The following is a 23,694-nucleotide window of genomic DNA, read 5'->3' as shown; positions in this document are numbered from 1 at the left end:
AGCGCTATGGAATTCACGATCCAACACTTTATCGCGCTTGCGCCGCTGCTGATTACCAGCCTCACCATTGTGGTGGTGATGCTGGCAATCGCCTGGCGCCGCAATCACTCACAGACGTTCCTGCTGTCCACCGCAGGCCTGAACCTGGCCTTGCTGTCGATTATCCCGGCACTCAAGGTAGCCCCGCTGGCGGTGACCCCGCTGGTCATGATCGATGACTTCGCGCTGCTGTACACCGCGTTGATCCTGGTTGCGACACTGGCCTGCGTCACCCTCGCCCACGCCTATCTCGGCGAAGGCGGCACCGGCTACCCGGGCAACCGCGAAGAGCTGTACCTGCTGATCCTGCTGGCTGCAGCCGGCGGTATCGTGCTGGTCAGCGCGCAGCACCTGGCCGGCTTGTTCATCGGCCTTGAACTGCTGTCGATCCCGACCTACGGCCTGGTGGCCTACGCCTTCTTCAACAAGCGCTCCCTGGAAGCCGGCATCAAGTACATGGTGCTGTCGGCCGCAGGTTCCGCGTTCCTGTTGTTCGGTATGGCCTTGCTCTACGCCGAAGCCGGCAGCCTGAGCTTCAGCGGTATCGGTCACGCCCTGGCCGCCACCAGCATGCCTGCGCCAATCGCCCAACTGGGCCTGGCCATGATGCTGATCGGCCTGGCGTTCAAGCTGTCGCTGGTACCCTTCCACCTGTGGACCCCGGACGTGTACGAAGGCGCCCCGGCGCCGGTAGCCGCGTTCCTGGCTACCGCGTCGAAGGTTGCAGTGTTTGCGGTGATGGTGCGTCTGTTCCAGATCTCCCCTGCCGCCAACACCGGCGTACTCAGCGACGTACTGACCGTGATCGCCATTGCGTCGATCCTGTTCGGTAACCTGCTGGCCCTGACCCAGAACAACCTCAAGCGTCTGCTGGGTTACTCGTCCATCGCGCACTTCGGCTACCTGCTGATCGCCCTGGTGGCGAGCAAGGGCCTGGCGGTGGAAGCCATCGGCGTGTACCTGGTCACCTACGTGATCACCAGCCTCGGCGCGTTCGGCGTGATCACCCTGATGTCCTCGCCTTACAAAGGCCGTGACGCCGACGCCCTGTACGAATACCGCGGCCTGTTCTGGCGCCGTCCGTACCTGACCGCCGTACTGACCGTGATGATGCTATCCCTGGCTGGTATCCCGCTGACCGCAGGCTTTATCGGCAAGTTCTACATCGTCGCGACCGGTGTCGAAGCCCACGAATGGTGGCTGGTGGCATCCCTGGTACTGGGCAGCGCCATCGGCGTGTTCTACTACCTGCGCGTGATGGTCACCCTGTACCTGATCGAGCCAAACCTGCGCCGTGTGGACGCCGAGCTGCACTGGGAACAGAAAGCCGGTGGCGTGATGCTGCTGGCCATTGCCCTGCTGGCGTTTTTCCTGGGTGTCTACCCACAACCGTTGCTCACCCTGGTGCAGCATGCGGTGATGGCGGGTTGATCGCTTAGGCTCAAGCAGTAAACAGAACGGCACCCTTGGGTGCCGTTTTGCGTTCCTGGGGGCAGATGTGCGGTGCCACTGGCGTCGCCATCGCGGGCAAGCCCGCTCCCACATTGATCCGGTTTCATCATGAGAATACGGTCAAGTGTGGGAGCGGGCTTGCCCGCGATGGCGGCAGCAAAGACACCACAAAAAACGGCACCTCACGGTGCCGTTGTGCTATCTGCCCTACCTCACTTACGTGCCGCCTCCCAGGACTTGAGCAAGTCGGCATAGTTGACGGTTTCACCCTTGGGCTTTTCGTTCGCCAGTTTCGGCTTGGGCGCACCCGGCTGATCGAACCAGTACTGGGCATCACGCTCGGGGTTCATCTTCGGCCCACAGATCGGCTGCACCTTGGAGCGTTCCAGACGCGTCATGATGGCGTCCTGGTCCTTGGCCAGGCCATCCAGCGCCTGTTGCGGGGTTTTCTCGCCGCTGGCGGCTTCCGAGATGTGGCTCCACCACAGTTGGGCCAAGCGTGGATAGTCCGGCACGTTGGTGCCGGTCGGCGTCCATTGCACCCGCGCCGGGCTGCGATAGAACTCCACCAGGCCGCCGAGTTTCGGTGCCAGGTCGGTCATGGCCTGGGAGTTGATGTCCGATTCGCGGATTGGCGTCAGGCCGACGATGGTTTTCTTCAAGGACACGGTTTTCGACGTAACGAACTGCGCATACAGCCAGGCCGCCAGTTTTTGCTTCTCAGGCGTGGACTTGAGGAAGGTCCAGGAGCCCACGTCCTGATACCCCAGCTTCATGCCCTCCTCCCAATACGGACCGCGGGGCGACGGTGCCATGCGCCACTTCGGCGTGCCATCGGCGTTCATCACTGGCAGGCCGGGTTTGGTCATGTCAGCGGTAAAGGCGGTGTACCAGAAGATCTGCTGGGCGATGTTGCCTTGGGACGGCACCGGCCCGGATTCGGAGAAGGTCATGCCCGCCGCTTCCGGTGGCGCATAGGCGCGCATCCAGTCGACATACTTCTGCGTGGCAAACACCGCGGCCGGGCCGTTGGTGTCGCCGCCACGGGTCACGCTGGAACCCACCGGGTGGCAGTCCTCGACCCGAATCCCCCACTCGTCCACCGGCAAGCCATTGGGCAAGCCCTTGTCGCCGCCTCCAGCCATGGAGAACCAGGCATCGGTAAAGCGCCAGCCCAGGGACGGATCCTTCTTGCCGTAGTCCATATGGCCGTACACGCGCTTGCCGTCGATTTCCTTGACGTCTTCGCTGAAGAACTTGGCGATATCTTCATAGGCCGACCAGTTCACCGGCACGCCCAGTTCATAGCCGTATTTCTCCTTGAACTTGGCCTTGAGGTCGGCCCGCTCGAACCAGTCGGCGCGAAACCAGTACAGGTTGGCGAACTGCTGGTCGGGCAACTGGTAGATCTTGCCGTCCGGCGCAGTGGTAAACGAGATGCCGATAAAGTCCTTGAGGTCCAGGGTCGGCGAGGTGAAGTCCTTGCCTTCATTGGCCATCAGGTCGGTGATGGATTCGGTCTTGCCATAGCGAAAGTGCGTACCAATCAGGTCGGAATCGTTGACCCAGCCGTCATAGATGTTCTTGTCCGACTGCATCTGGGTCTGCAGTTTTTCCACCACGTCCCCCTCCTGCAGCAGGTCGTGGGTCAGCTTGATCCCGGTGATTTCACTGAAGGCCTTGGCCAGTACCTTGGATTCGTACTCGTGGGTGGTGAGGGTTTCCGACACCACATTGATCTTCATCCCACGAAACGGCTCGGCGGCCTTGATAAACCACTTCAACTCTTCAAGTTGCTGGGCTTCGCTGAGGGTGGACGGTTTGAACTCGCTGCCGATCCACTTTTTCGCGGCATCTTCATAGGCATCGGCCCAGGCTGCAGCACTCAGGCCGCTGAGTGCCAAGACTGCGGCCAATGAAATGCTATGTCGCAGCTTATTGTTTTTATCGAACATAGAGACCTCCTGGTTGGGATCAAAAGGGATGCCTGTGGCTATCCCCAACGCATCACAGACAACAGCCACACCACAGACAGCGCGGACGCCACCCAGATGCTCCAGCCGGTTACGCCAATCACCAGCAGATGCAGGTAGGCGCTCCCGAGAAGACCGATAAACAGGCGATCACCACGGGTGGTGCTGATCGGTAACAAGCCGCGCCGAGGGATGCTCGGCGAGCGCAATTCCCACGTGGTCATGCCCGCCAGCAACAGGGCAATCGCCGCAAAAAACAGCGCAGTCGGGGTGGTCCAGGCCATCCATTCCATCATCGTTTCCTCAGACCCGGCCGAGGGCAAAGCCCTTGGCCACATGGTTGCGCACAAACCAGATCACCAGCATGCCCGGCAGGATGGTCAGCACCCCGGCGGCCGCCAGCACGCCCCAGTCAATCCCCGAAGCGGACACGGTGCGGGTCATCACGGCGGCAATCGGCTTGGCATTCACGGACGTCAGGGTGCGCGCCAGCAGCAGTTCGACCCAGGAAAACATAAAGCAGAAAAACGCCGTGACACCGATCCCCGAGCCAATCAGCGGGATAAAGATCTTCACGAAAAACTTCGGAAAGCTATAGCCATCGATGTAAGCCGTTTCGTCGATCTCCTTGGGCACCCCGGACATAAAGCCTTCCAGGATCCACACCGCCAGCGGCACGTTGAACAGGCAGTGGGCCAGGGCCACGGCGATATGGGTATCGAACAGGCCGATGGACGAATACAGCTGGAAAAACGGCAGTAGGAACACCGCCGGCGGCGCCATGCGGTTGGTCAGCAACCAGAAGAACAGGTGCTTGTCGCCCAGGAAGCGGTAACGCGAAAACGCGTAGGCCGCCGGCAGTGCCACCGTCAGGGAAATCACGGTGTTCAGGCTCACGTAGTACAGCGAGTTCAGATACCCGGTGTACCAACTGGGGTCGGTGAAAATCACCTTGTAGTTGGCCAGGGTGAAGTCCTGCGGAAACAGCGTCAGGCCGCCGAGGATTTCGGTGTTGCTCTTGAAGGACATGTTCAGCAGCCAGTAGATCGGCACCAGCAGGAACAGGATGTAGATCAGCAGCGGGATGACCTTGCGCTTGCTCATGTTGGCGGCCTCAGCGGTTGGCGTCGGAGTGGGTCATGGCGGTGTAGAACAGCCAGGACACCAACAGGATGATCAGGAAATACACCAGGGAAAACGCGGCTGCAGGCCCCAGGTCGAATTGCCCTACCGCCATCTGGGTCAGGGTCTGACTTAGGAAGGTCGTTGCGTTACCCGGCCCGCCTCCCGTCAGGACAAACGGCTCGGTATAGATCATGAAACTGTCCATGAAGCGCAGCATCACCGCGATCAACAGCACGCTCTTCATCTTCGGCAACTGGATATGTCGGAAAACCGCCCAGGCCGATGCCCGATCAATCCGCGCAGCCTGGTAGTACACATCCGGTATGGCCCGCAGCCCCGAGTAGCACAGCAGCGCCACCAAAGAGGTCCAGTGCCATACATCCATCACCAGCACCGTGACCCAGGCGTCCATGGTGTTGGCGGCATAGTTGTAGTTGATGCCCATGGCATTCAGGCTCGACCCCAGCAGGCCGATATCGGCACGGCCGAAGATCTGCCAGATGGTGCCGACCACGTTCCACGGGATCAGCAGCGGGATGGCCATCACAATCAGTACCAGGGAGGACCAGCGGCCCTTGGTGGGCATGGTCAGGGCGATGGCAATGCCCAGCGGGATCTCGATCAGCAGCACACACGCGGAATAGATGAACTGGCGCAACAGCGAGTCATGCAGGCGCGGGTCCAGCAATACCTGCTTGTACCAATCGGCCCCGACGAAATAGCGGCTGGACTGGTCGAAAATGTCCTGCACCGAATAGTTGACCACAGTCATCATCGGGATCACCGCACTGAACGCCACCAGCAGGAACACCGGCAACACCAGCCACCAGGCCTTGTTGTTCTGCACCTTGTTCATGGGCGCGCCTCCAGCAGGTAATCGTCGGCATACACCATCAACCACTGCGCCGGGAAGCTGATCGACGCCCGCCCTTCGGGCACCGGTTTGTCTTCGGCCAGGCGCACCTTCAAGGGCGCGCCGTCGAGGTTGAGGGTCAGGATCTTGTAGGTGCCCAGGTCTTCGACATGCATGACCTCAGCCTGCAACGCGTCGGGATTGTGCTCATCCCACACATGAATGAACTCGGGACGTATGCCGACCTGAAGTTTCTTGTAGTCCTTTTCCGCGATCTGCCGTTGCTGCACCTCGGACAACGCCAGATGTGTCCCGGCAAACCGCACCCCACCGGCATCGGCCTGCACCTCAATCAGATTCATCCCAGGGCTGCCGATGAAATAGCCGACAAAGGTATGGCTGGGACGCTCGAACAACTCCCGTGGCGTGCCGAACTGCACAATCTGCCCGCCGTACATCACCGCGATCTTGTCGGCAAAGGTCGAGGCCTCCAACTGATCGTGGGTGACGTAGACCATGGTGATATTAAACTGCTCATGGATCTGCTTGAGCTTGCGCCGCAGTTTCCACTTCAGGTGCGGGTCGATCACCGTCAGCGGTTCGTCGAACAGGATCGCCGACACGTCATCGCGCACCAGGCCACGGCCCATTGAGACCTTTTGCTTTTCATCGGCACTGAGGTTGCGGGCTTTTTTACCCAGCAGGTTCTGCAGGTCGAGCACCTCGGCAATTTCCTGCACCTTGCTGTGCACTTTCGCCTCGGTCATGCCCTGGTTGCGCAGGGGGAATGCCAGGTTATCGAACACCGTCATGGTGTCGTAGACCACCGGGAACTGGAACACCTGGGCGATATTGCGCTTTTCCGGGGTCAGGTCATTCACCACCTTGCTGTCGAACAGCACTTGGCCTTCCGAAGGGCTGAGCAGGCCGGAGATGATATTGAGCAGGGTTGATTTGCCACACCCCGAAGGACCGAGCAATGCGTAGGCACCGCCCTGCTCCCAGATGTGGTTCATTTCGCGAATGGCGTAGTCTTCAGGCCCTGTGGGTGTAGGGCTGTAGCTATGCGCCAGGTTCTGCAAATGGATCTCGGCCATCAGGCAACCCTCGCGACACGGCGCCCGGGAGCCTGGACCAAACGACCCTGGCCATCGAACACAAACAGTTTATGGGTCGGTATGTAGATGCGGATCGGCGCATCCACGTCGTACTCGTGTACCCCCGGTAGGTGCAACACCAGCAAAAAATGCTCGCTGCGCACATGCAGGAAGGTTTCCGAGCCGCTGATCTCCGCAACTTCCACGGTGACCGCCAATTCCAGGTCATCGTCGTTGCTGGGCACCAGGCTGATATGGCTGGGACGCACGCCAAAACGGAACTCGCCCTCGCCGACCGGCCGCAGGTCAACGTTCAATGGGAAGTGCACATCGTTGGCGAAACTCACTTCGTTGCCGCTGATGCGCCCCGGCATCAGGTTGATCGGCGGCTCGGAAAACAGTTCGGCGGCCAGCACGGTCTGCGGTTGGTGATAGACCTCGGCGGCCTTGCCGCTCTGGATCACCCGGCCTTCGTGGAGGATGGTGGTGGTACCACCCAGCGCCAGTGCCTCGTTGGGTTCGGTGGTGGCATAGATGGCAATGGTGTTGCGGGCCTTGAACAACTCGCGCATTTCCTGACGCAGCTCTTCGCGCAGTTTGTAGTCCAGGTTCACCAGGGGCTCGTCGAACAAAATCAGTTCGGCATCCTTGACCAGCGCCCGAGCCATGGCCGTGCGCTGCTGCTGGCCACCGGACAGCTCCAGGGGATGACGTTGCAGGAACTTGTCGATGCGCAGCATCTTCGCGGTTTCCAGCACTTTGCTGTGGATCAGCTCGCTGCTCACCCCGGCCTGGCGCAGAGGCGAGGCGATGTTCTCGAACACGGTCATGGTGGGGTAGTTGATGAACTGCTGGTACACCATCGACACATTGCGCAAGCGCACCGGTTTATGGGTGACGTCGACGCCGTTCATCAGGATGCGCCCTGCATCAGGCTTGTCCAGGCCAGCCATCAGGCGCATCAGGCTGGTCTTGCCGGACAGCGTACGGCCCAGCAACACATTGAAAGAGCCAGCTTCAAAGCGCAGGTTGGCGTCATCGATCCAGGTCTGGCCTTCGACGACACGGGTCACATGTTCCAGGGTCAATGACATGACACGCCCTTTTTCTTATTGGAATTGTTCTTCCAGGGGCAGAGCCAGTTTCGTGCCAATAATAAAAAGTGTTGATTTACCAGCGACTTGAGCAAAACCAGTGCTCGGTGCTGAACAGAAATGAACATTCACAACTGAACAATTGAACAACCAGCGGGTTGACAATGAACAGTTCTGAACAACACTGAGTAAGCCCAGTAAAACCGTTCAACCTGTGGGAGCTGGCTTGCCTGCGATAGCGATCTCACGGACGCCATCGCAGGCAAGCCAGCTCCCACAAGGTGAGCGGTGCACGGTTCATAACAACAATAAAAAGAAGGTCACCACCATGGCCGCACCTGCCCCGCTTTTGCCCCACGACACCATCATCCAGGACTCCTGGCGCCGCTGCCGCGCCTTTGGCCTGGATCACCAGAGCGCCCCCAGCTTCGACCAGTTGCCCGCCGAGGGCATCAGCCAGTTGCTGGAGAGCCAGCACGCGCTAGTCCAGACTACTCACCAGGAAGTGCTGCCCTATTACGAGAACATCCTCAGCAATTCCAACTGCCTGATCATGCTCGCCGACAATCAGGGCCAGGTCCTGACTTCCTGGGGCACCCAGCGTTTTATCGAACCCAAGCTCGCCCGTGGCTTCAGCGCCGGGGCCAGTTGGATGGAGCGCGCCACCGGCACCAACGCCATCGGCACCGCGCTGGCCTGCGCCCAGGCAGTGCATATCGAGCATGACGAGCATTTCCTCAAGGCCAACCGGTTCATGACCGGTTCGGCCGCGCCGATCTTTGATGCCAACCGCGAAATCATTGCGGTACTGGATGTGTCCAGCGACAGCTACCTGCCGCCCTCCCACACCCTGGGCATGGTCAAGATGATGAGCCAGACCGTGGAAAACCGCCTGATCCTCAACCTGTTTGGCGGCGAACACTTCCAACTGACGTTCAATACCGGCCTGAACAACCTCGACAGCCAGTGGGCCGGCCTGCTGATTTTCGATGAAAGTGGCCAGGTGCTGTCGGCCAACCGCCGCGCCGACAACCTACTGGGCATCAGCCTGTCACGGGTGATGATCGACAGCCTGTTCCAAGTCTCGCTGCTGGAGCTGCTCAACCAGCCCGAAGGCCTACCCTTTGCCCTGCAAGCCGCCGGGCGCAACCGTTTCCAATGCCTGCTCAAACGCCCCAGGCAGGCGCCGGTGCAGGCCAGGGTCTTTAGTGAACCAGCCCCCGCGCCCATCGGCCTCAAGACCCTGCACTTTGGCGACAGCCGCGTGGAAAAAGCCGTGCGCCAGGCCGAGCGCCTACTGGAAAAAGACATCCCGCTGCTGATCCACGGCGAAACCGGCGTAGGCAAGGAAGTCTTCGTCAAAGCCCTGCACCAGGCCAGTTCCCGCAGCCAGCAGGCGTTTATCGCGGTCAACTGTGCGGCAATTCCGGCGGAGCTGGTGGAATCGGAACTGTTTGGCTACGAAAAAGGCGCGTTCACCGGCGCCAATCAAAAAGGCAGCATCGGCCTGATCCGCAAGGCGGACAAAGGCACACTGTTTCTCGATGAGATAGGCGACATGCCCCTGCCCACCCAGGCCCGGCTGCTGCGGGTGTTGCAGGAGCGTTGCGTACAGCCGGTGGGCAGCAGCGAATTGTTCCCGGTGGACCTGCGCATTATCTCGGCCACCAACCGCTCGCTGCGCGAACAGGTGCAGCTCGGACGGTTTCGCGAGGATTTGTACTACCGCATCGGCGGCCTGACCCTGGAGCTGCCGCCCCTGCGCGAGCGCAGTGACAAGCAGGCGCTGTTCAAGCAACTGTGGCAACAGCACCGCGAACCCACGCAGTGGGCCGGGCTCAGCGCCGAAGTGCTGGAATTGTTCGAGCAACATCCCTGGCCGGGCAACCTGCGCCAGGTCAGCAGCGTGATGCAGGTGGCACTGGCCATGGCCGAAGACCAACCGATCCGCCTGGAGCATCTACCGGATGATTTTTTTGTCGACCTGGGGCACGCCTCACCCAGCAAGCCGGTGGTGATGGGCGATCTGGACGATAGGCAAAACCTTCAGCAAAGACTGGCAGCGGTCGGCGGCAATATCTCCCATCTGGCGCGGGAGCTGGGGGTTAGCCGCAATACGCTATACAAGCGGTTGCGCGCCGTAACATAGCGAGCAACTTTTGTGGGAGCTTGCCTGCGATGGCGGTGTGTCAGCCAGCCTAGTAGTGACTGAACCATTGTTATCGCGAGCAAGCCCGCTCCCACAGGGGATCTTCAGCGGGGCGGGAATTTGGGCTTTGCCACACATCAAATGTGGGAGTTGTCGAGCCCCAGCGAGGCGGCGATGGCGGTGCGTCAAACAACATAAGTATTGGCAGTACCGCCGCCATTGCTGGCAAACCAGCACACACAAAAACGCCCCGAACCAGTCGGGGCGTTTTTGTTCAGCGTATAGCCGTCAGTCAGCCAGACGCCATGTCGTCCCGCCCTTGCCGTCTTCCAACACCACGCCCATGGCGGTGAGTTGGTCGCGGATGCGGTCGGATTCTGCCCAGTCCTTGTTGGCACGGGCATTCAGGCGGGCCTGGATCAGTGCGTCGACTTCGGCTGCATCCACACGCCCTTCGGCGCCGGCTTGCAGAAAGTCGTCAGCTTCCATTTGCAGCACGCCCAGCACGCTCGCCAGTTCCTTGAGACGGGCCGCCAGGCCGGCCGCAGCGGTGAGATCGCTCTCACGCAGGCGGTTGATCTCGCGGACCATCTCGAACAGCACGGCGCAGGCTTCGGGGGTGCCGAAGTCATCGTTCATCACCGTGGTGAAGCGCTCGACAAACGCCTCGCCACCGGCCGGCGCCACAACCGGCAGGCCTTTCAATGCGTGGTAGAACCGCTCCAGGGCGCCCTTGGCGTCCTTGAGGTTGTCTTCCGAGTAGTTGATGGCGCTGCGGTAATGGCTGGATACCAGCAGGTAACGCACAACCTCTGGGTGGTACTTTTCCAGCACGTCGCGGATGGTGAAGAAGTTGTTCAAGGACTTGGACATCTTCTCGCCATTGATGCGAATCATGCCGCAATGCATCCACGCGTTGGCGTAGGTCTTGCCGGTGGCCGCTTCGCTTTGGGCGATTTCGTTTTCGTGGTGCGGGAACTCAAGATCGCTGCCGCCGCCATGAATGTCGAAAGTCTCGCCCAGGCAGCAGGTGGACATCACCGAGCATTCGATGTGCCAGCCCGGACGCCCGGCGCCCCATGGCGACTCCCAGCTCGGCTCGCCAGGCTTGGTGCCTTTCCACAGCACGAAGTCCAGCGGGTCTTGCTTGGCTTCATCGACTTCGATGCGGGCGCCGATGCGCAGGTCTTCGATTTTCTTGCGCGACAGCTTGCCGTAGCCCATGAACTTGGCGACGCGGTAGTACACGTCGCCATTACCCGGGGCGTAGGCATAGCCCTTGACGATCAAGGTCTGGATCATCGCGTGCATGCCCGGGATGTGGTCCGTGGCGCGCGGTTCCATGTCCGGCTTGAGGATGTTGAGGCGCGCCTCGTCCTCGTGCATCGCGGCGATCATGCGCTCGGTCAGCGCGTCGAACGACTCGCCGTTTTCATTGGCGCGATTGATGATCTTGTCGTCGATATCGGTGATGTTGCGCACATAGGTCAAGTCGTAGCCGCTGAAACGCAACCAGCGGGTCACCAGGTCGAAGGCAACCATGCTGCGGCCGTGGCCGATGTGGCAGTAGTCGTACACGGTCATGCCGCACACGTACATGCGCACCTTGTTGCCATCCAGCGGCTTGAAGACTTCTTTGGTTTTGCTCAGCGTGTTGTAGATCGTTAGCACGATGCTTCCTTTTCTCTCTATGCAAGCCGCTCACGGCTGCATCACTGGCCCCACGAATCACGCAAGGTCACGGTACGGTTGAATACCGGATGACCAGGTTTGGAGTCCTTTATATCCGCGCAGAAGTAGCCTTCGCGCTCGAACTGGAAACGGTCTTCCGGCTGTGCGTCGCCAAGCGATGGCTCGGCGCGACAACCCGTAAGTACTTGCAGGGAGTCAGGGTTGATGTTGTCGAGGAAACTCGCGCTGTCTTCGGCCTTTTCAGGGTTCGGCGAGCGGAACAGGCGATCGTACAGGCGCACTTCGCACTCGACGCTGGCAGCCGCCGGCACCCAGTGCACCACGCCCTTGACCTTGCGGCCTTCAGGGTTCTTGCCCAGGGTTTCAGGATCGTAGGAGCAACGCAGTTCGATGATGTTGCCCTCGGCGTCCTTGATCGCTTCATCGGCACGGATCACGTAGCTGCCGCGCAGACGCACTTCACCGTTCGGCTCCAGGCGCTTGTAGCCCTTGGGCGGCTCTTCCATGAAGTCATCGCGGTCGATGTAGATTTCACGGGCAAACGGCAGCTTGCGCACGCCCAGTTCTTCTTTTTGCGGGTGACGCGGCAGTTCGAGGTTCTCGACCTGGTCTTGCGGGTAGTTGGTGATCACCACTTTCAACGGACGCAGCACGCACATGGCGCGCGGGGCGTTCGCGTCGAGGTCCTGGCGGATGCTGAACTCAAGCATGCCGTAGTCAACCACGCCGTCGGAGCGGTTGGTGCCGACCATCTCGCAGAAGTTGCGGATCGATGCCGGGGTGTAGCCGCGACGACGGAAACCCGACAGCGTCGACATGCGTGGGTCGTCCCAGCCGAACACGTGTTTTTCATCGACCAGTTGCTTGAGCTTGCGCTTGCTGGTGATGGTGTAGTTCAGGTTCAGGCGGCTGAATTCGTACTGACGCGGGTGCGCCGGTACCGGCAGGCTGTCGAGGAACCATTCGTACAGCGGGCGATGGCTTTCGAACTCCAGGGTGCAGATGGAGTGGGTGATGCCTTCGATGGCGTCCGACTGACCGTGGGTGAAGTCGTAGTTGGGGTAGATGCACCACTTGTCACCGGTCTGGTGGTGATGGGCATGACGGATGCGGTACATGATCGGGTCGCGCAGGTTCATGTTCGGCGAGGCCATGTCGATCTTGGCCCGCAGTACACGGGCGCCGTCCGGGAACTCGCCGTCGCGCATGCGGGTGAACCAGTCCAGGTTCTCTTCTACCGAACGATCGCGAAACGGGCTGTTCTTGCCAGGCTCGGTCAGGCTGCCACGGTATTCCTTGGCCTGCTCCGGGGTCAGGTCGTCGACGTAGGCCTTGCCGGCCTTGATCAGCTCCACGGCCCAGTCGAACAACTGGTCGAAATACTTGGAGGCGTAGCGCACTTCACCGGACCATTCAAAGCCCAGCCACTTGATGTCGCTTTCGATGGCGTCGATGTATTCCTGGTCTTCCTTGGCCGGGTTGGTGTCGTCGAAACGCAGGTGCGTGACGCCACCGAACTCCTGGGCCAGGCCGAAGTTCACACAGATCGACTTGGCGTGGCCGATGTGCAGGTAACCGTTGGGCTCAGGCGGGAAACGGGTGACGATCTGCGTGTGCTTGCCCGAATCCAGGTCCGCCTGGATGATCGGGCGCAGGAAATTGACCGGGACGGCAGGTCCGGCCTTGGAATTCGAGGTAGGGTCGACAGTGGGCTTGCTCATAGGATCCTTGAACAGACAGGTACGTGGCCGGGTCGGGCCAGACAAACAAAGGGCTTATCATAGCCGATGCTGTCAAGCACCTGACAGGGCATGGCCAAAAACTGCTGCATTTATTGCATGGGCGGTGAAAAACCACCTCGAAATTCCTGCAGGGCACGCTAAACTGCGCGCCTTGGCCGCAATTTAGCCAACCCGGTAAGGTGCCCAGGCGGCCGAACCCACGAATTCCCTGAAAAGAGTAATGAACATGACTCAAGTCAAACTGACCACCAACCACGGTGACATCGTCATCGAGCTGAACGCCGAGAAAGCGCCGACCACCGTCGCCAACTTCATCGAATACGTTAAAGCCGGCCACTACGAAAACACTGTTTTCCACCGTGTCATCGGCAACTTCATGATCCAGGGCGGCGGTTTCGAGCCAGGCATGAAAGAAAAGAAAGACAAGCGTCCAAGCATCCAGAACGAAGCGGACAACGGTCTCTCCAACGACAAGTACACCGTCGCCATGGCCCGCACCATGGAGCCGCATTCGGCCTCCGCGCAATTCTTCATCAACGTGGCCGACAACAGCTTCCTGAACCACAGCGCCAAGACCGTACAGGGCTGGGGTTACGCGGTATTCGGTAAAGTCACCGAAGGCACCGACGTCGTGGACAAGATCAAGGGTGTTTCCACCACCATGAAGTCCGGCCACCAGGACGTACCAGCAGAAGACGTGATCATCGAGAAAGCCGAGATCATTGCGTGATATTGCTGATTTCAGATTTGCATCTGGAAGAGGAGCGCCCGGACATTACCCGGGCGTTTCTGGATTTACTCCACGGCCGCGCCCGTGGCGCGCAAGCGTTGTACATCCTGGGGGACTTTTTCGAAGCCTGGATTGGCGACGATGGCATGACCCCGTTCCAGCGTTCGATATGCGCGGCTCTACGTGAGCTGAGCGACAGCGGCACCCAAATATTCCTGATGCACGGCAACCGCGATTTCCTGATCGGCAAGGCATTCTGCAAAGCAGCAGGCGCGACCTTGCTCAAGGACCCCAGCGTCGTGCAGATGTATGGCGAGCCCGTGCTGTTGATGCACGGCGACAGCCTGTGTACCCGCGACCTCGGCTATATGAAGCTGCGGCGCATCCTGCGTAACCCCCTTGTGCTGTTTATCCTGCGCCACCTGCCCTTGCGCACCCGCCATAAGCTGGCGCGCAAGCTGCGCAGTGAAAGCCGCGCGCAGACGCGCATGAAGGCCAACGATATTGTCGATGTAACGCCCGAGGAAGTGCCACGGGTAATGCAGGCCCATGGCGTGCACACCCTGGTCCACGGCCACACCCACCGCCCGGCCATTCACAAATTGCAGATTGGCGAGCAGGCGGCCAAACGCATTGTGCTGGGGGATTGGGACAAGCAGGGTTGGGCGTTGCAGGTGGATGAGCAAGGTTTCCAGTTGGCGGCATTCGACTTCGTCAATCCGCAGTTGGCGTTGCCTGGCGCATAACCCAGACACAACACCGATCAATATGTAGGAGCTGGCTTGCCTGCGATGCAGGCACCTCGGTAAATCAGTCACACCGAGGTGATGCCATCGCAGGCAAGCCAGCTCCTACAGTTGACTGCATTGCAATTCAAGATCAGTGACCCGACGCCGCCGGCCCCGCCTTTGCGGTAAACGGCGGCTTGGCCAGCCACACCAGCAGGATCAAGCCCATGAACATCCACCCCAGCAAGGTGAAGTAGTCCACGGTAGACATCATGTATGCCTGGCTGGTGAGGACGTGGTCCAGTTGCGCATAGGCCTTGTGGCCCGCACCGCCCAGGGTGTTCAGGGCATCGCGGGTGGCCGAGTCGTACACACTCATGCTCTCGCTCATGTAGGCATGATGCTGGTCAGCCCGGCGAATCCAGATCCAGGTGGTCAACGATGCCGCAAAGCTGCCACCCAGGGTCCGCAGGAAGGTCGCCAGGCCTGCGCCGTCGGCGATCTGGTGCGGCGGCAGGTCGGACATCAGGATGCTCAAGGTCGGCATGAAGAACAGCGCCACGCCGATGCCCATGAACAGTTGCACCAGGGCGATGTGCTGGAAGTCCACTTCATTGGTGAAGCCGGCGCGCATAAAGCAGCTCAGGCCAATCGCCAGGAACGCCAGGCCGGCCAGCAGCCGCAAGTCGAACTTGTGTGCGTACTTGCCGACAAAGGGCGAAATCAGCACCGGCAGGATACCGATCGGCGCCACGGCCAGCCCGGCCCAGGTGGCGGTGTAGCCCATCTGCGTCTGTAGCCATTGCGGCAGGATCAGGTTGATACCAAAGAACCCGGCGTAGCCCAGCACCAGCACGATGGTGCCGATGCGGAAGTTGCGGTGGGCAAACAGGCGCAGGTTGACCACCGGGTGTTTGTCGGTCATTTCCCAGATCACGAACACCGCCAGGGCGATCACCGAAATGGCCGCGCCGATGATGATGAAATTGGACTCGAACCAGTCCAGGTCATTGCCCTTGTCGAGGATGATCTGCAAGGCACCGACCCCGACGATCAGGCTCAACAGGCCAACATAATCCATCGGCTGATGGCTGGTGACCACCGGCCGCTTCTTGAGCTGCGCACGCACCACCATCACCGCAAAAATCCCGATGGGCACGTTGATAAAGAAGATCCACGGCCAGCTGTAGCTGTCGGTGATCCAACCGCCAAGAATCGGGCCTGCAATTGGAGCGACCACCGTGACCATCGCCAGCAATGCCAGGGCCATGCCCCGCCTGGCAGGCGGATAGACCGCGATCAACAGGGTCTGGGTCATCGGGTACAACGGCCCCGCGACCAAGCCCTGCAGGACCCGGAAGCCGATCAGCTCAGGCATCGAGGTGGAGATACCACACAGGAACGAGGCCAGCACAAACAAAATGGTGGCCCACAAAAACAGCTTCACCTCGCCAAAGCGCCGGCTCAACCAGCCGGTCAACGGCAGCGCAATAGCATTGCTCACGGCAAATGAGGTGATGACCCAGGTGCCCTGCTCCGAACTCACCCCCAGGTTGCCGGAGATGGTCGGCAGCGCCACGTTGGCGATGGTGGTGTCGAGCACCTGCATAAAGGTCGCCAGGGACAGGCCAATGGTGGCCATCAGCAAGCTGGGTGGCGTGAAGGAGGCGTTATTGCTCATCAGCGTTGCGCAGCCTTCGGCGCGGCCACACTGTTGTCATGGATCAACTGGGTGATCATCGCGTCGGCCTCGGCCAACTGGCGGTCATACACAGTGGTGCTGAACGAAGCTTTTTGCGGCGGTTGTTGCGCCAGCACCGGGCCGCTCTGGTCATGCAGGTTGACTTGCACCTGGGTCGACAGCCCCACCCGCAATGGGTGCTCGGCCAACTCCTGGGCATTGATGTGAATGCGCACCGGCACCCGCTGCACGATCTTGATCCAGTTGCCGGTGGCGTTCTGCGCCGGCAGCAAGGCAAAGGCGCTGCCGGTACCGGCGCCGAGGCTGTCGACGGTGCCGCTGTACTTCACGTCGCTGCCGTAGAGATCGGCCTCGATGTCCACCGGCTGGCCAATGCGCATCTGGCGCAGTTGGGTTTCCTTGAAGTTGGCGTCGATCCACAGTTGGTCCAGGGGAATCACCGCCATCAACGCGGTACCCGGCTCGACCCGCTGCCCCAGTTGCACGGTGCGCTTGGCGACGTAGCCGGTAACCGGTGCGATCAGGGTGCTGCGCGCATTGGCCAGGTAGGCCTGGCGCAGTTGCGCGGCAGCGGCCTGTACATCCGGATGGGAGGAAATCACCGTGTCATCCACCAACGCGGTGGAGGTATTGAGTTGCTGTTGCAGGTTGGCCAATGAGTTGCTCGCCGCGCTCAGGGCGTCGCGGGCATGGGACAGTTCTTCCAGGGAAATCGCGCCGCCCTGTGCGAGGATTCGGCGGCGGTTGAAGTTGTCCTGGGCGGTCTGCACTTGGGCTTTTTGCGCCTGTACCTGGGCTTTCATGCCATCCACATTGCTGTACAGGCCGCGCACCTGGCGTACCGTGCGCGCCAGGTTGGCCTGGGCACTTTGCAGGCCGACGGCTGCGTCGTTGGGGTCGAAGTTGATCAGCACCTGGCCTTCGTGGACCAGGTCGCCATCGTCGGCGCCAATGCTGACCACAGTGCCGGTGACCAACGGGGTGATTTCCACCACGTTGCCGTTGACGTAGGCATCGTCGGTGCTTTCGCTCCAGCGGCCATACAGTTCGTACCAGCCCCAGACGCCCACGACGCAGAGCACGACGACCAGCGCCAGGCCCAGCAACATGATTTTGCGTTTGCGCGGGTTGCTGTCGTCGGGTTGGGTTTGAGCGGTGTTGTTTGCTTGGGCAGTAGCCATGACAAGTACCTTGCGTTATTCAGCGCGCGTGACTGGCGTGTTCATTGAGTCCCGACCCGCTGCAGCGTGATGGGGTCACCGGCGGCGATCAGGATTTTCTTCAGGATGTGTTCCAGGGTCTGCAACTCCCCCGGCTCCAGCACCCCAGCCAGCTGGTTGAGGGCCTGGGCGCCGATCTGCGGCAACATGTCCGCCAGGCGCTGGCCTTCTGCGGTCAGCACCAGTTGCACCTGGCGCCGGTCCTGTTCGGAACGCTTGCGCGCCAGCAGGTCTTTTTGCTCCAGGCGATCGAGCATGCGGGTCATCGAGCCGCTGTCCAGGGACAGGTTGCGGCATAGCTCCGCCGGGGTATCGACGCCGAACTGGGCCATGATGATCAACACCTTGAACTGCGCGGCAGTGATGCCGTGGGGTTCCATATGGGTGTCGATGATGCGGTCTTTGAGAATCGCGGCGCGCCCCAGCAACAGGCCGAGATGGCAGTTGTGGAAGTTTTCCGGGGTGAAGTGTTTCATCGAAAGTCACCTTATTACTGCCTAGGCAGTGAATATGTGACCAAATATTACTGCCTAGGCAGCGAATGTCAAACAAATAGTTAGGTTGCTTGGTATACCCCACGACACAACTGTAGGAGCTGGCTTGCCAGCGATAGCGGTAGTTCAGTCACTATTTCCAGTGCCTGACAGACCGATATCGCTGGCAAGCCAGCTCCTACAGGTTGGTGTGGGCTAAACGTCAGAAATCGCGCTTGTAGAAGATATCCAGGGAGCTGGCTACGCCGCTGGCCACTTCCAGGTACACCCGCTTGCTCAGCAGGTAACGCAAGGCGATGGTACTGGCCGGTTCGAATACCCCGACCCCGTAACGCAGGCTGAGTTTCTCGGTGATCTTGCCGCTGGCCACCACGGCGGTGTTATTGCCACTGCCCTGGGTGTCCAGTTCAAAGTCCTGGATCCCCAGGTTCTTGGCAATGTCCGAGGTCACCCCGGCACTGCCCATCAACCCCAGGCCCAGCGCCGCTTGCGCCAGCATGTTGTTATCTTCGCCAGTAGTGCTCAACGGGCGGCCGAGCACCAGATAAGACAACGCCTGCTCCTGGCTCATGGCCGGTTCCGAAAAGATTTGCGTGGTCGGTTGCTCGGCACTGCCGCTCAGGCGGATACCGGCGATTACGTCGTCTGTCTTGCGGATGGCTTCGATATCCAGGTACGGCTGGTCGAGCGGCCCGGCGAACAGCAGGCGCGCACGCCGTACATCCAGCCTCTGGCCGTAGGCGCGGTAACGGCCGTCGTTGAGCCAGAGTTCGCCACGGGTGTCCAGGTTGTCGCCGATGTGCACCCGGCCCTGGACCTTGGCGGTCAGGCCGAAGCCGGCAAAGTTGAGCTGGTCCTCGCCCACCACCACGTTGATATCCATGGCCATGGCCATCGGCGGCTTGCCCTCTTCGGTCTGGCTGCCAACGATCACTGTGTCATCCGAAACCTTGACCGTGGACGGCGGCAGTTCGCGCACGGTGATATCGCCGCGCGGGATGTGCACATTGCCGGCAATTGCCAACTTGTCGTCCTTGAGGGTGATCTTCAGGTCGGGCGCCACTTCCAGCTTGGCGTAGGGTTCGACGGTCACCGGCAACTGGGAACCTTGCAGGCTGAGGTCAACGACCAGCGCCCGCCCCCAGTCGATCTGCCCCTTGAGGCTGCCCTGCCCGGCCTTGCCACTGCGCCAGCCGCCGTTGAGCTGCACGCTTTCGCCGGCGATCAGGGCCTGCACGTTCAGGCCTTCAAGGCTGATGGGCAGTTCGGGCCCGGAAATCTCGCCGGCGATCAGGTTGATGCTGCCGTTGACCTGCGGCGCCAACAACCCGCCGGAGATGCGCCCGCTGCCATTGAGCTTGCCATTGAGTTTTTCCACCATCGGCACAAACGGCCGCGCGACCGCCAGGTCCAGGCCGGTGAGGCTGAAGTTGCCGGAGATCGGCTTGTTTTTCGCCACCGGGTTGATCTGCGCCTGCAACAGCAACTCACCCAGCTTGCCACCGTGAAAATTCAGCTGGGTATCGATGCGCGTGGGGTTGAGCGTGGTTTCCAGCTTGAGGGTGTCGTAGGGGAAATCCAGCCATTGGTCCTTATCCTTGACCCGCAGCGTGCCGCCACTGGCATCCACCGCGATCAGGCCTTTGGGGCCGCTGGCCGGCAGGTCGAGTTGGATATCGGCGTTGAGCTTGCCCTGCCAGGCAAAATCCTTGGGCAGCCATTGCGCCAGGCTGTCGATGGGGAACTGCTTGAGGTGGTAACGCAGCTTGGGATCAGGCATCAGCCGCTGGTCTTCGCCACACAGGCTGGCGGGCCCGGAGACCCAGCAGTGGGCGGCGAACGTCAGCTTGCCGTCGGCCATGCGCTCGATTTTTGCCGGGGCCTGCAGTTTCCAGTCCTGGCCACCGGCCTGCACATCGCCACTGGCCAGGCGCCCGCGCCAGTTGCCCTTGTCAAGATTGCCGTCCAGGGCCAGGGCCAGCTTGACCAGGGGGCCCATCAGCTCCAGTTGGACTTTCTGGCTTTTGATATCGCCCTGGGCACTGGCGGTCAGGGTACCGAGCTGGGTGTCACCGGCCTGGATGCCGCTGCCCTTGAGGTCGATCTTCGCCCGCTGTGCGCTATCGAGCGTCGCGTCCAGGCTGAGGGCTTGCAGGCGGTTTTCTTCAAATACCAGTTGCTGGCCCTTGAGGTCGAGCTTGCCCTGGGGTGCGTTCAACGTACCGGCCACATCGAGCCGACCGTTGACCTGCCCACGCAACTGCGGCCACAGCTGGGCCAGGCGTGCGAGCTTGATGTCAATCTGCCCGGCCAGGCGTTGTTGCAGGCTGCCACTGCCATTGATGCGGTTGTCACCCAGGCGGATATCCAGGTTGGCCAGGGTCCATTGCTCGCCCGCGCCTTCGGCCTTGGCCGCCAGCACCGCAGGCTGGCCGCGCAGGCGGCCCTTGAGGTCGAGGTCGGCGTTGAGCTTGAGTTGTTCGTTCTTCAACTCACCCTTGCTGCGCAGCGGCCCGGCCAGGGTGCCCGGCAGTTCTGCGACCCAGTACGCCGGGTTCAGCGCCGACAGGTCCAGCGCCGTGTCCCAGGCGATGCCCTCGGCAAATTGCAGGTTCAGGTGGCCTTCGGCCTTGCCCTGGCCAGCGGTCAATTTCAGCTCGGGCAGGAACACTTGCTTGAGGTCGCCGCTGAACGGCGTGACCAGGCTGAATTTGCCGGCCGGGCCGTCGAGGTCGGCCTTGAGATTGCCCAGGTAGTTGCCGTCCTTGTAGGAGACTTCGCCGTTGAAGGTGCGCAACACCACTTGCGGCTCGTCAATCAGCGGATACAGGCGATGCCAGGGGAAGTCCAGCCAGTCGATTTTTGCGTCTGCGCTCAAACCCTGCTGCCAATCCAATTGGGCACTGAGCTTGAGGCTTTGCTTGTCCCCGGCGTTCAGGTCCAGGCCGGCGATCTGCGCGCCCTTGGCATCGACCCGGCCTTGCAGCAACAGGTCAACCGGGCCTTTTTCTGCGGGTAATACAGCCTTGCCCAGCAGCTGATAGCCCGTGCCCAGGTCGCCCTTGGCAGTCAGGTCCAGTTGGTTGAGTTGCAAGGTGTCCGGCAGGTCGGCGGCGGGTTTGAAGCCATCGGCGGTGATGCGCAACTGCGCGGGCAGGTTCTCGACCAGGGGTTGCAGTTCGCCGCTGAGTTTGGCGGGCAGGTAGCCCGTGCTGTCAGCGTCGAGCTTGAGGGTCTTGAGCAAATCACCGGTGACGTTCAGCGCCACAGCCCACGGCGCGCCGCCCGGGGCGTAGGGCAGGCTCAGGTTACCGCTCGCCGTCAGCGGCCAGTCACCGGTGGGTTGCAGCACGCCGTTGAGGTCCAGCACCAGGCCTTCGCGTTGCAGGTGCACCGCGTCGATCTGCATCCCCGCGGCCGTCCAGTGCGCGGCCAGTTGCAGGCCCTGGAGTTCTTCGCTGCCGTTGAACAGCAGACTGCCGACGCGCACGTCGCCCAGTTCGATGGCCACGGGCAGGTTCAAGTCCGGCAGGGTAATCGGGCCGCTGCTGTCTTCGGTGCTGGGTGGCAATTGCAGGCTGACCTGCTCCACATCCAGTTGCCGGATGCACAAGGTCATTCGCAACAGGCACGCCGGTGACCAATCGAACTTCGGCGCGTTGAGCTCCACGCGGCTGCTGTCTTGTTGCCACAGCACCTGGTCGGCGCTCCATTGCCCGCCCAGGCGGCCCTGGAAGTTATCCACGGTCAACCCCGGGACTTGGCCGAGGGCCCAGCGACTGCCGACTTGCGTACCCAGTACGCTCCAGACAGCCAGCGGCACCAGGGCTGCAACCGCCACCACACTCAGACCCGCTATTTTCAAACCACGCTTCACAGCTCAGGCCCCATGGAAAAGTGCAAACGAATGCCGCCCGGATCTTCCAGGGCATGGGCCAGGTCAAGGCGAATCGGGCCGACCGGCGACACCCAGCGCACGCCGACCCCGACCCCGGTTTTCAGGCTCGGCAATTCCAGGCTGTTAAAGGAGTTGCCCTGGTCGACAAAGGTCGCGATCCGCCATTTTTCGGCGATGGAATATTGATACTCGGCGCTCAAGGCCACCATGTAGCGGCCACCGATGCGGTCGCCCTTGTTGTTTTCCGGGGACAGGGTCTGGTACTCGTAGCCGCGCACGCTCTGGTCGCCACCTGCAAAAAAGCGCAGGGACGGCGGCACCGACTTGTAGCCATTGGTGGCGCTGCCGCCAAACTGCGCACGGCCGAGGAAGCGGTGCTTGTCCCACACGGTGGTCAAGCCCTTGATCATCGCCGTGCCGTACAGCAGGTTGGTGTCCGAACCCAGCCCTTCCTTGGCCACCTTGGTATCGAACTGCAGGCGATAGCCGTTATGGGGGTCGATGCGGTTGTCGCTGCGCAGGTAGGAATAGCTGATTCCGGGCATCAGCAGATTGCTCAAGCCGGAGTCGTCCCCCAGGCGATATTCTTCGCGCTGCCATTTGAGCGAGATCACCCGTGTCCAACCGCTGGGCAACTTGCTGTGCCATTCCGGGCCGAGGGTGAGCAACTTGCTGAGGGTGTCGGTGTTGGCCATTTCTTCGTTCTGGTAGCCACCGGCAAAACGCAGCTTGTCAGTCAGCGGCGGATCGAGGGGAATGTCGTACCACAGGCCGACGTTCTGCCGGGGCGCCGACAACTCGGCCTCCCAGCCATAGCTGTGCCCTTGGGGGTTGACCCAGTGCCGCGTCCAATTGGCCTTGCCACGCGGGCCGACGTCGGTGGAAAACCCCAGGCCCAGGCCCATGGTTCGCGGTTTGCGGGTTTCCAGCTGGACCGCCACCGGGATCACATCATTGGCCGCCGCGGCCGGGGCGGCATCCACCCGCACACCCTCGAAATAGCCACTCGATTGCAGGGCCTGGTTCAGCTCGGCAATCAATTCGGAATCGTAGGGGGTGCCACTTTGGAACGGCACCATGCGCTGCAACAGTTCTTCATCAAACGGGGTATCGCCAGCAAAGTTGACCTTGCCGAGGGTGTAGCGCGGGCCGCTGTCGTAGACCAGTTCGATATCGGCCACGCCCGCCTGGGGGTCGACGGACAGGGTCTGACGCGTGAAGCGGCCACTGAAATAGCCGAAGCGCGAGGCCTGGTTCTGGATCAGGCGCTTGGCGTCTTCGTAATGGCCATGGTTGAGCACGGCGCCGGACTTGAGGTCTTGGCTGTCAGGTACGCGAAAGGATTTGAGCTCGGCCGCCGGGCCGTCCACCCGAATCGTGACATTACGCAAATGCACGGGCTCGCCGGGGTCGATGCTGAGGATCAGGCGCGGGTTCTTGCCGGGCTTCACCTCGCTGGCAATCTGCGGCTGATAATAGCCCAGTGCCTGGGCGGCCTTGCGCGCCTGCTCCTCGGCACCGCGGCTAAAGCGCAGCAAGGCCTCCTCGTCACGCTCGCCAACCCCGCCGATATAGCCTTCGATATTGGCCTTCAGCGCATCGTTTGAAGGTTTGACCCGCACGTCCAACTCGCTTTGCGCCAGGGCGCCGCAGCTTGTGAACAGCAGAATCAAGCCGCTGGTAAATCTATTTGAAAACTTCATAGG

Annotated in this window: 17 protein-coding genes; 4 read left to right on the top strand and 13 right to left on the bottom strand. The window is 61.1% G+C overall.

Features of this window, described 5'->3' with window-relative positions:
- The first annotated feature begins 6 nt into the window (after window positions 1–6).
- Window positions 7–1,470 (top strand): NADH-quinone oxidoreductase subunit NuoN, encoded by a 1,464-nt coding sequence (gene nuoN, locus ACO77H_RS11535; protein ID WP_065944419.1) that lies wholly within the window; start codon window positions 7–9, stop codon window positions 1,468–1,470.
- Window positions 1,471–1,703: 233 nt separating this feature from the next.
- On the opposite strand, the gene ACO77H_RS11530 is transcribed toward nuoN, so the two are convergent.
- The 6 genes from ACO77H_RS11530 to ACO77H_RS11505 are packed head-to-tail and all read right to left on the bottom strand — an operon-like array spanning window position 1,704 to window position 7,633.
- Window positions 1,704–3,446 carry an ABC transporter substrate-binding protein gene (locus ACO77H_RS11530; RefSeq protein ID WP_169954352.1) on the bottom strand — a complete coding sequence of 581 codons (1,743 nt, stop codon included), beginning with the start codon at window positions 3,444–3,446 and terminating at the stop codon, window positions 1,704–1,706.
- 38 nt (window positions 3,447–3,484) lie between these two features.
- Window positions 3,485–3,757: a DUF2160 domain-containing protein gene (locus tag ACO77H_RS11525; protein ID WP_029293327.1), complete on the bottom strand. Its 273-nt coding sequence runs from the start codon at window positions 3,755–3,757 to the stop codon at window positions 3,485–3,487.
- A 10-nt stretch (window positions 3,758–3,767) separates the two neighbouring features.
- Window positions 3,768–4,568: a carbohydrate ABC transporter permease gene (locus tag ACO77H_RS11520; RefSeq protein WP_017735079.1), complete on the bottom strand. Its 801-nt coding sequence runs from the start codon at window positions 4,566–4,568 to the stop codon at window positions 3,768–3,770.
- 10 nt (window positions 4,569–4,578) lie between these two features.
- Window positions 4,579–5,445 (bottom strand): carbohydrate ABC transporter permease, encoded by an 867-nt coding sequence (locus ACO77H_RS11515; RefSeq protein ID WP_029293322.1) that lies wholly within the window; start codon window positions 5,443–5,445, stop codon window positions 4,579–4,581.
- Complete coding sequence (locus tag ACO77H_RS11510; RefSeq protein WP_432755483.1) at window positions 5,442–6,539, bottom strand: ABC transporter ATP-binding protein; 1,098 nt, start codon at window positions 6,537–6,539, stop codon at window positions 5,442–5,444. Before ACO77H_RS11510 ends, ACO77H_RS11515 begins: the two co-directional genes overlap by 4 nt.
- Entirely contained in the window at window positions 6,539–7,633 is a 1,095-nt protein-coding gene (locus ACO77H_RS11505; RefSeq protein ID WP_169954354.1) for an ABC transporter ATP-binding protein, read from the bottom strand. The genes ACO77H_RS11510 and ACO77H_RS11505 overlap by 1 nt, the downstream gene beginning before the upstream one ends.
- A gap of 328 nt (window positions 7,634–7,961) precedes the next feature.
- Here ACO77H_RS11505 and ACO77H_RS11500 point away from each other — a divergent pair, with 328 nt between their 5' ends.
- Window positions 7,962–9,782 (top strand): sigma-54-dependent Fis family transcriptional regulator, encoded by a 1,821-nt coding sequence (locus ACO77H_RS11500; RefSeq protein ID WP_432755482.1) that lies wholly within the window; start codon window positions 7,962–7,964, stop codon window positions 9,780–9,782.
- A gap of 288 nt (window positions 9,783–10,070) precedes the next feature.
- Here the strand turns inward: ACO77H_RS11500 and cysS are convergent, their stop codons facing one another.
- Together cysS and ACO77H_RS11490 are read right to left on the bottom strand one after the other, a co-directional pair.
- The gene (gene cysS / locus ACO77H_RS11495) at window positions 10,071–11,453 is read right to left on the bottom strand and encodes a cysteine--tRNA ligase (protein ID WP_432755481.1); all 1,383 of its coding nucleotides are present in this window, start codon (window positions 11,451–11,453) and stop codon (window positions 10,071–10,073) included.
- Window positions 11,454–11,494: 41 nt separating this feature from the next.
- Window positions 11,495–13,195, bottom strand: a complete 1,701-nt coding sequence (locus tag ACO77H_RS11490) for a glutamine--tRNA ligase/YqeY domain fusion protein (protein ID WP_432755480.1) — start codon at window positions 13,193–13,195, stop codon at window positions 11,495–11,497.
- A 247-nt stretch (window positions 13,196–13,442) separates the two neighbouring features.
- On the opposite strand from ACO77H_RS11490, the gene ACO77H_RS11485 reads away from it, so the two are divergent.
- Both ACO77H_RS11485 and lpxH read left to right on the top strand, forming a co-directional pair.
- Window positions 13,443–13,946 carry a peptidylprolyl isomerase gene (locus ACO77H_RS11485; protein WP_169954358.1) on the top strand — a complete coding sequence of 168 codons (504 nt, stop codon included), beginning with the start codon at window positions 13,443–13,445 and terminating at the stop codon, window positions 13,944–13,946.
- The gene (gene lpxH / locus ACO77H_RS11480) at window positions 13,943–14,692 is read left to right on the top strand and encodes a UDP-2,3-diacylglucosamine diphosphatase (RefSeq protein ID WP_170057959.1); all 750 of its coding nucleotides are present in this window, start codon (window positions 13,943–13,945) and stop codon (window positions 14,690–14,692) included. Before ACO77H_RS11485 ends, lpxH begins: the two co-directional genes overlap by 4 nt.
- A gap of 133 nt (window positions 14,693–14,825) precedes the next feature.
- Here lpxH and ACO77H_RS11475 read toward each other — a convergent pair whose 3' ends face one another.
- From ACO77H_RS11475 to ACO77H_RS11455, 5 genes are all read right to left on the bottom strand, one after another.
- Entirely contained in the window at window positions 14,826–16,355 is a 1,530-nt protein-coding gene (locus ACO77H_RS11475) for a DHA2 family efflux MFS transporter permease subunit (RefSeq protein WP_432755479.1), read from the bottom strand.
- The gene (locus ACO77H_RS11470; protein ID WP_170043112.1) at window positions 16,355–17,557 is read right to left on the bottom strand and encodes an efflux RND transporter periplasmic adaptor subunit; all 1,203 of its coding nucleotides are present in this window, start codon (window positions 17,555–17,557) and stop codon (window positions 16,355–16,357) included. The genes ACO77H_RS11475 and ACO77H_RS11470 overlap by 1 nt, the downstream gene beginning before the upstream one ends.
- Window positions 17,558–17,598: 41 nt before the next feature.
- On the bottom strand, window positions 17,599–18,072 hold the full coding sequence (locus ACO77H_RS11465) for a MarR family winged helix-turn-helix transcriptional regulator (RefSeq protein ID WP_432755478.1): 474 nt from the start codon (window positions 18,070–18,072) through the stop codon (window positions 17,599–17,601).
- Between the two features lie 220 nt (window positions 18,073–18,292).
- Window positions 18,293–21,967 carry a translocation/assembly module TamB domain-containing protein gene (locus ACO77H_RS11460; RefSeq protein WP_432755477.1) on the bottom strand — a complete coding sequence of 1,225 codons (3,675 nt, stop codon included), beginning with the start codon at window positions 21,965–21,967 and terminating at the stop codon, window positions 18,293–18,295.
- Complete coding sequence (locus ACO77H_RS11455) at window positions 21,964–23,691, bottom strand: autotransporter assembly complex protein TamA (protein ID WP_169954364.1); 1,728 nt, start codon at window positions 23,689–23,691, stop codon at window positions 21,964–21,966. Before ACO77H_RS11455 ends, ACO77H_RS11460 begins: the two co-directional genes overlap by 4 nt.
- Window positions 23,692–23,694: the final 3 nt, after the last annotated feature.

This window comes from Pseudomonas sp. WMBT8 (assembly GCF_050916005.1).
Classification (GTDB): Bacteria; Pseudomonadota; Gammaproteobacteria; order Pseudomonadales; family Pseudomonadaceae; genus Aquipseudomonas.
The sequence above is the reverse complement of the archived record's forward strand: the minus strand, read 5'-3'. Positions and strand labels throughout refer to the sequence as shown.

What these genes read in the sequence shown, in the direction of transcription:
- ACO77H_RS11470 (WP_170043112.1), bottom strand. Translation starts at nt 17,557, where the DNA reads ATGGCTACTGCCCAAGCAAACAACACCGCTCAAACCCAACCCGACGAC.
- ACO77H_RS11485 (WP_169954358.1), top strand. Translation starts at nt 13,443, where the DNA reads ATGACTCAAGTCAAACTGACCACCAACCACGGTGACATCGTCATCGAG.
- ACO77H_RS11455 (WP_169954364.1), bottom strand. Translation starts at nt 23,691, where the DNA reads ATGAAGTTTTCAAATAGATTTACCAGCGGCTTGATTCTGCTGTTCACA.
- ACO77H_RS11520 (WP_017735079.1), bottom strand. Translation starts at nt 4,568, where the DNA reads ATGAGCAAGCGCAAGGTCATCCCGCTGCTGATCTACATCCTGTTCCTG.
- ACO77H_RS11465 (WP_432755478.1), bottom strand. Translation starts at nt 18,072, where the DNA reads ATGAAACACTTCACCCCGGAAAACTTCCACAACTGCCATCTCGGCCTG.
- ACO77H_RS11525 (WP_029293327.1), bottom strand. Translation starts at nt 3,757, where the DNA reads ATGGAATGGATGGCCTGGACCACCCCGACTGCGCTGTTTTTTGCGGCG.
- ACO77H_RS11510 (WP_432755483.1), bottom strand. Translation starts at nt 6,539, where the DNA reads ATGGCCGAGATCCATTTGCAGAACCTGGCGCATAGCTACAGCCCTACA.
- ACO77H_RS11515 (WP_029293322.1), bottom strand. Translation starts at nt 5,445, where the DNA reads ATGAACAAGGTGCAGAACAACAAGGCCTGGTGGCTGGTGTTGCCGGTG.
- ACO77H_RS11530 (WP_169954352.1), bottom strand. Translation starts at nt 3,446, where the DNA reads ATGTTCGATAAAAACAATAAGCTGCGACATAGCATTTCATTGGCCGCA.
- ACO77H_RS11490 (WP_432755480.1), bottom strand. Translation starts at nt 13,195, where the DNA reads ATGAGCAAGCCCACTGTCGACCCTACCTCGAATTCCAAGGCCGGACCT.
- ACO77H_RS11475 (WP_432755479.1), bottom strand. Translation starts at nt 16,355, where the DNA reads ATGAGCAATAACGCCTCCTTCACGCCACCCAGCTTGCTGATGGCCACC.
- ACO77H_RS11500 (WP_432755482.1), top strand. Translation starts at nt 7,962, where the DNA reads ATGGCCGCACCTGCCCCGCTTTTGCCCCACGACACCATCATCCAGGAC.
- ACO77H_RS11505 (WP_169954354.1), bottom strand. Translation starts at nt 7,633, where the DNA reads ATGTCATTGACCCTGGAACATGTGACCCGTGTCGTCGAAGGCCAGACC.
- nuoN (WP_065944419.1), top strand. Translation starts at nt 7, where the DNA reads ATGGAATTCACGATCCAACACTTTATCGCGCTTGCGCCGCTGCTGATT.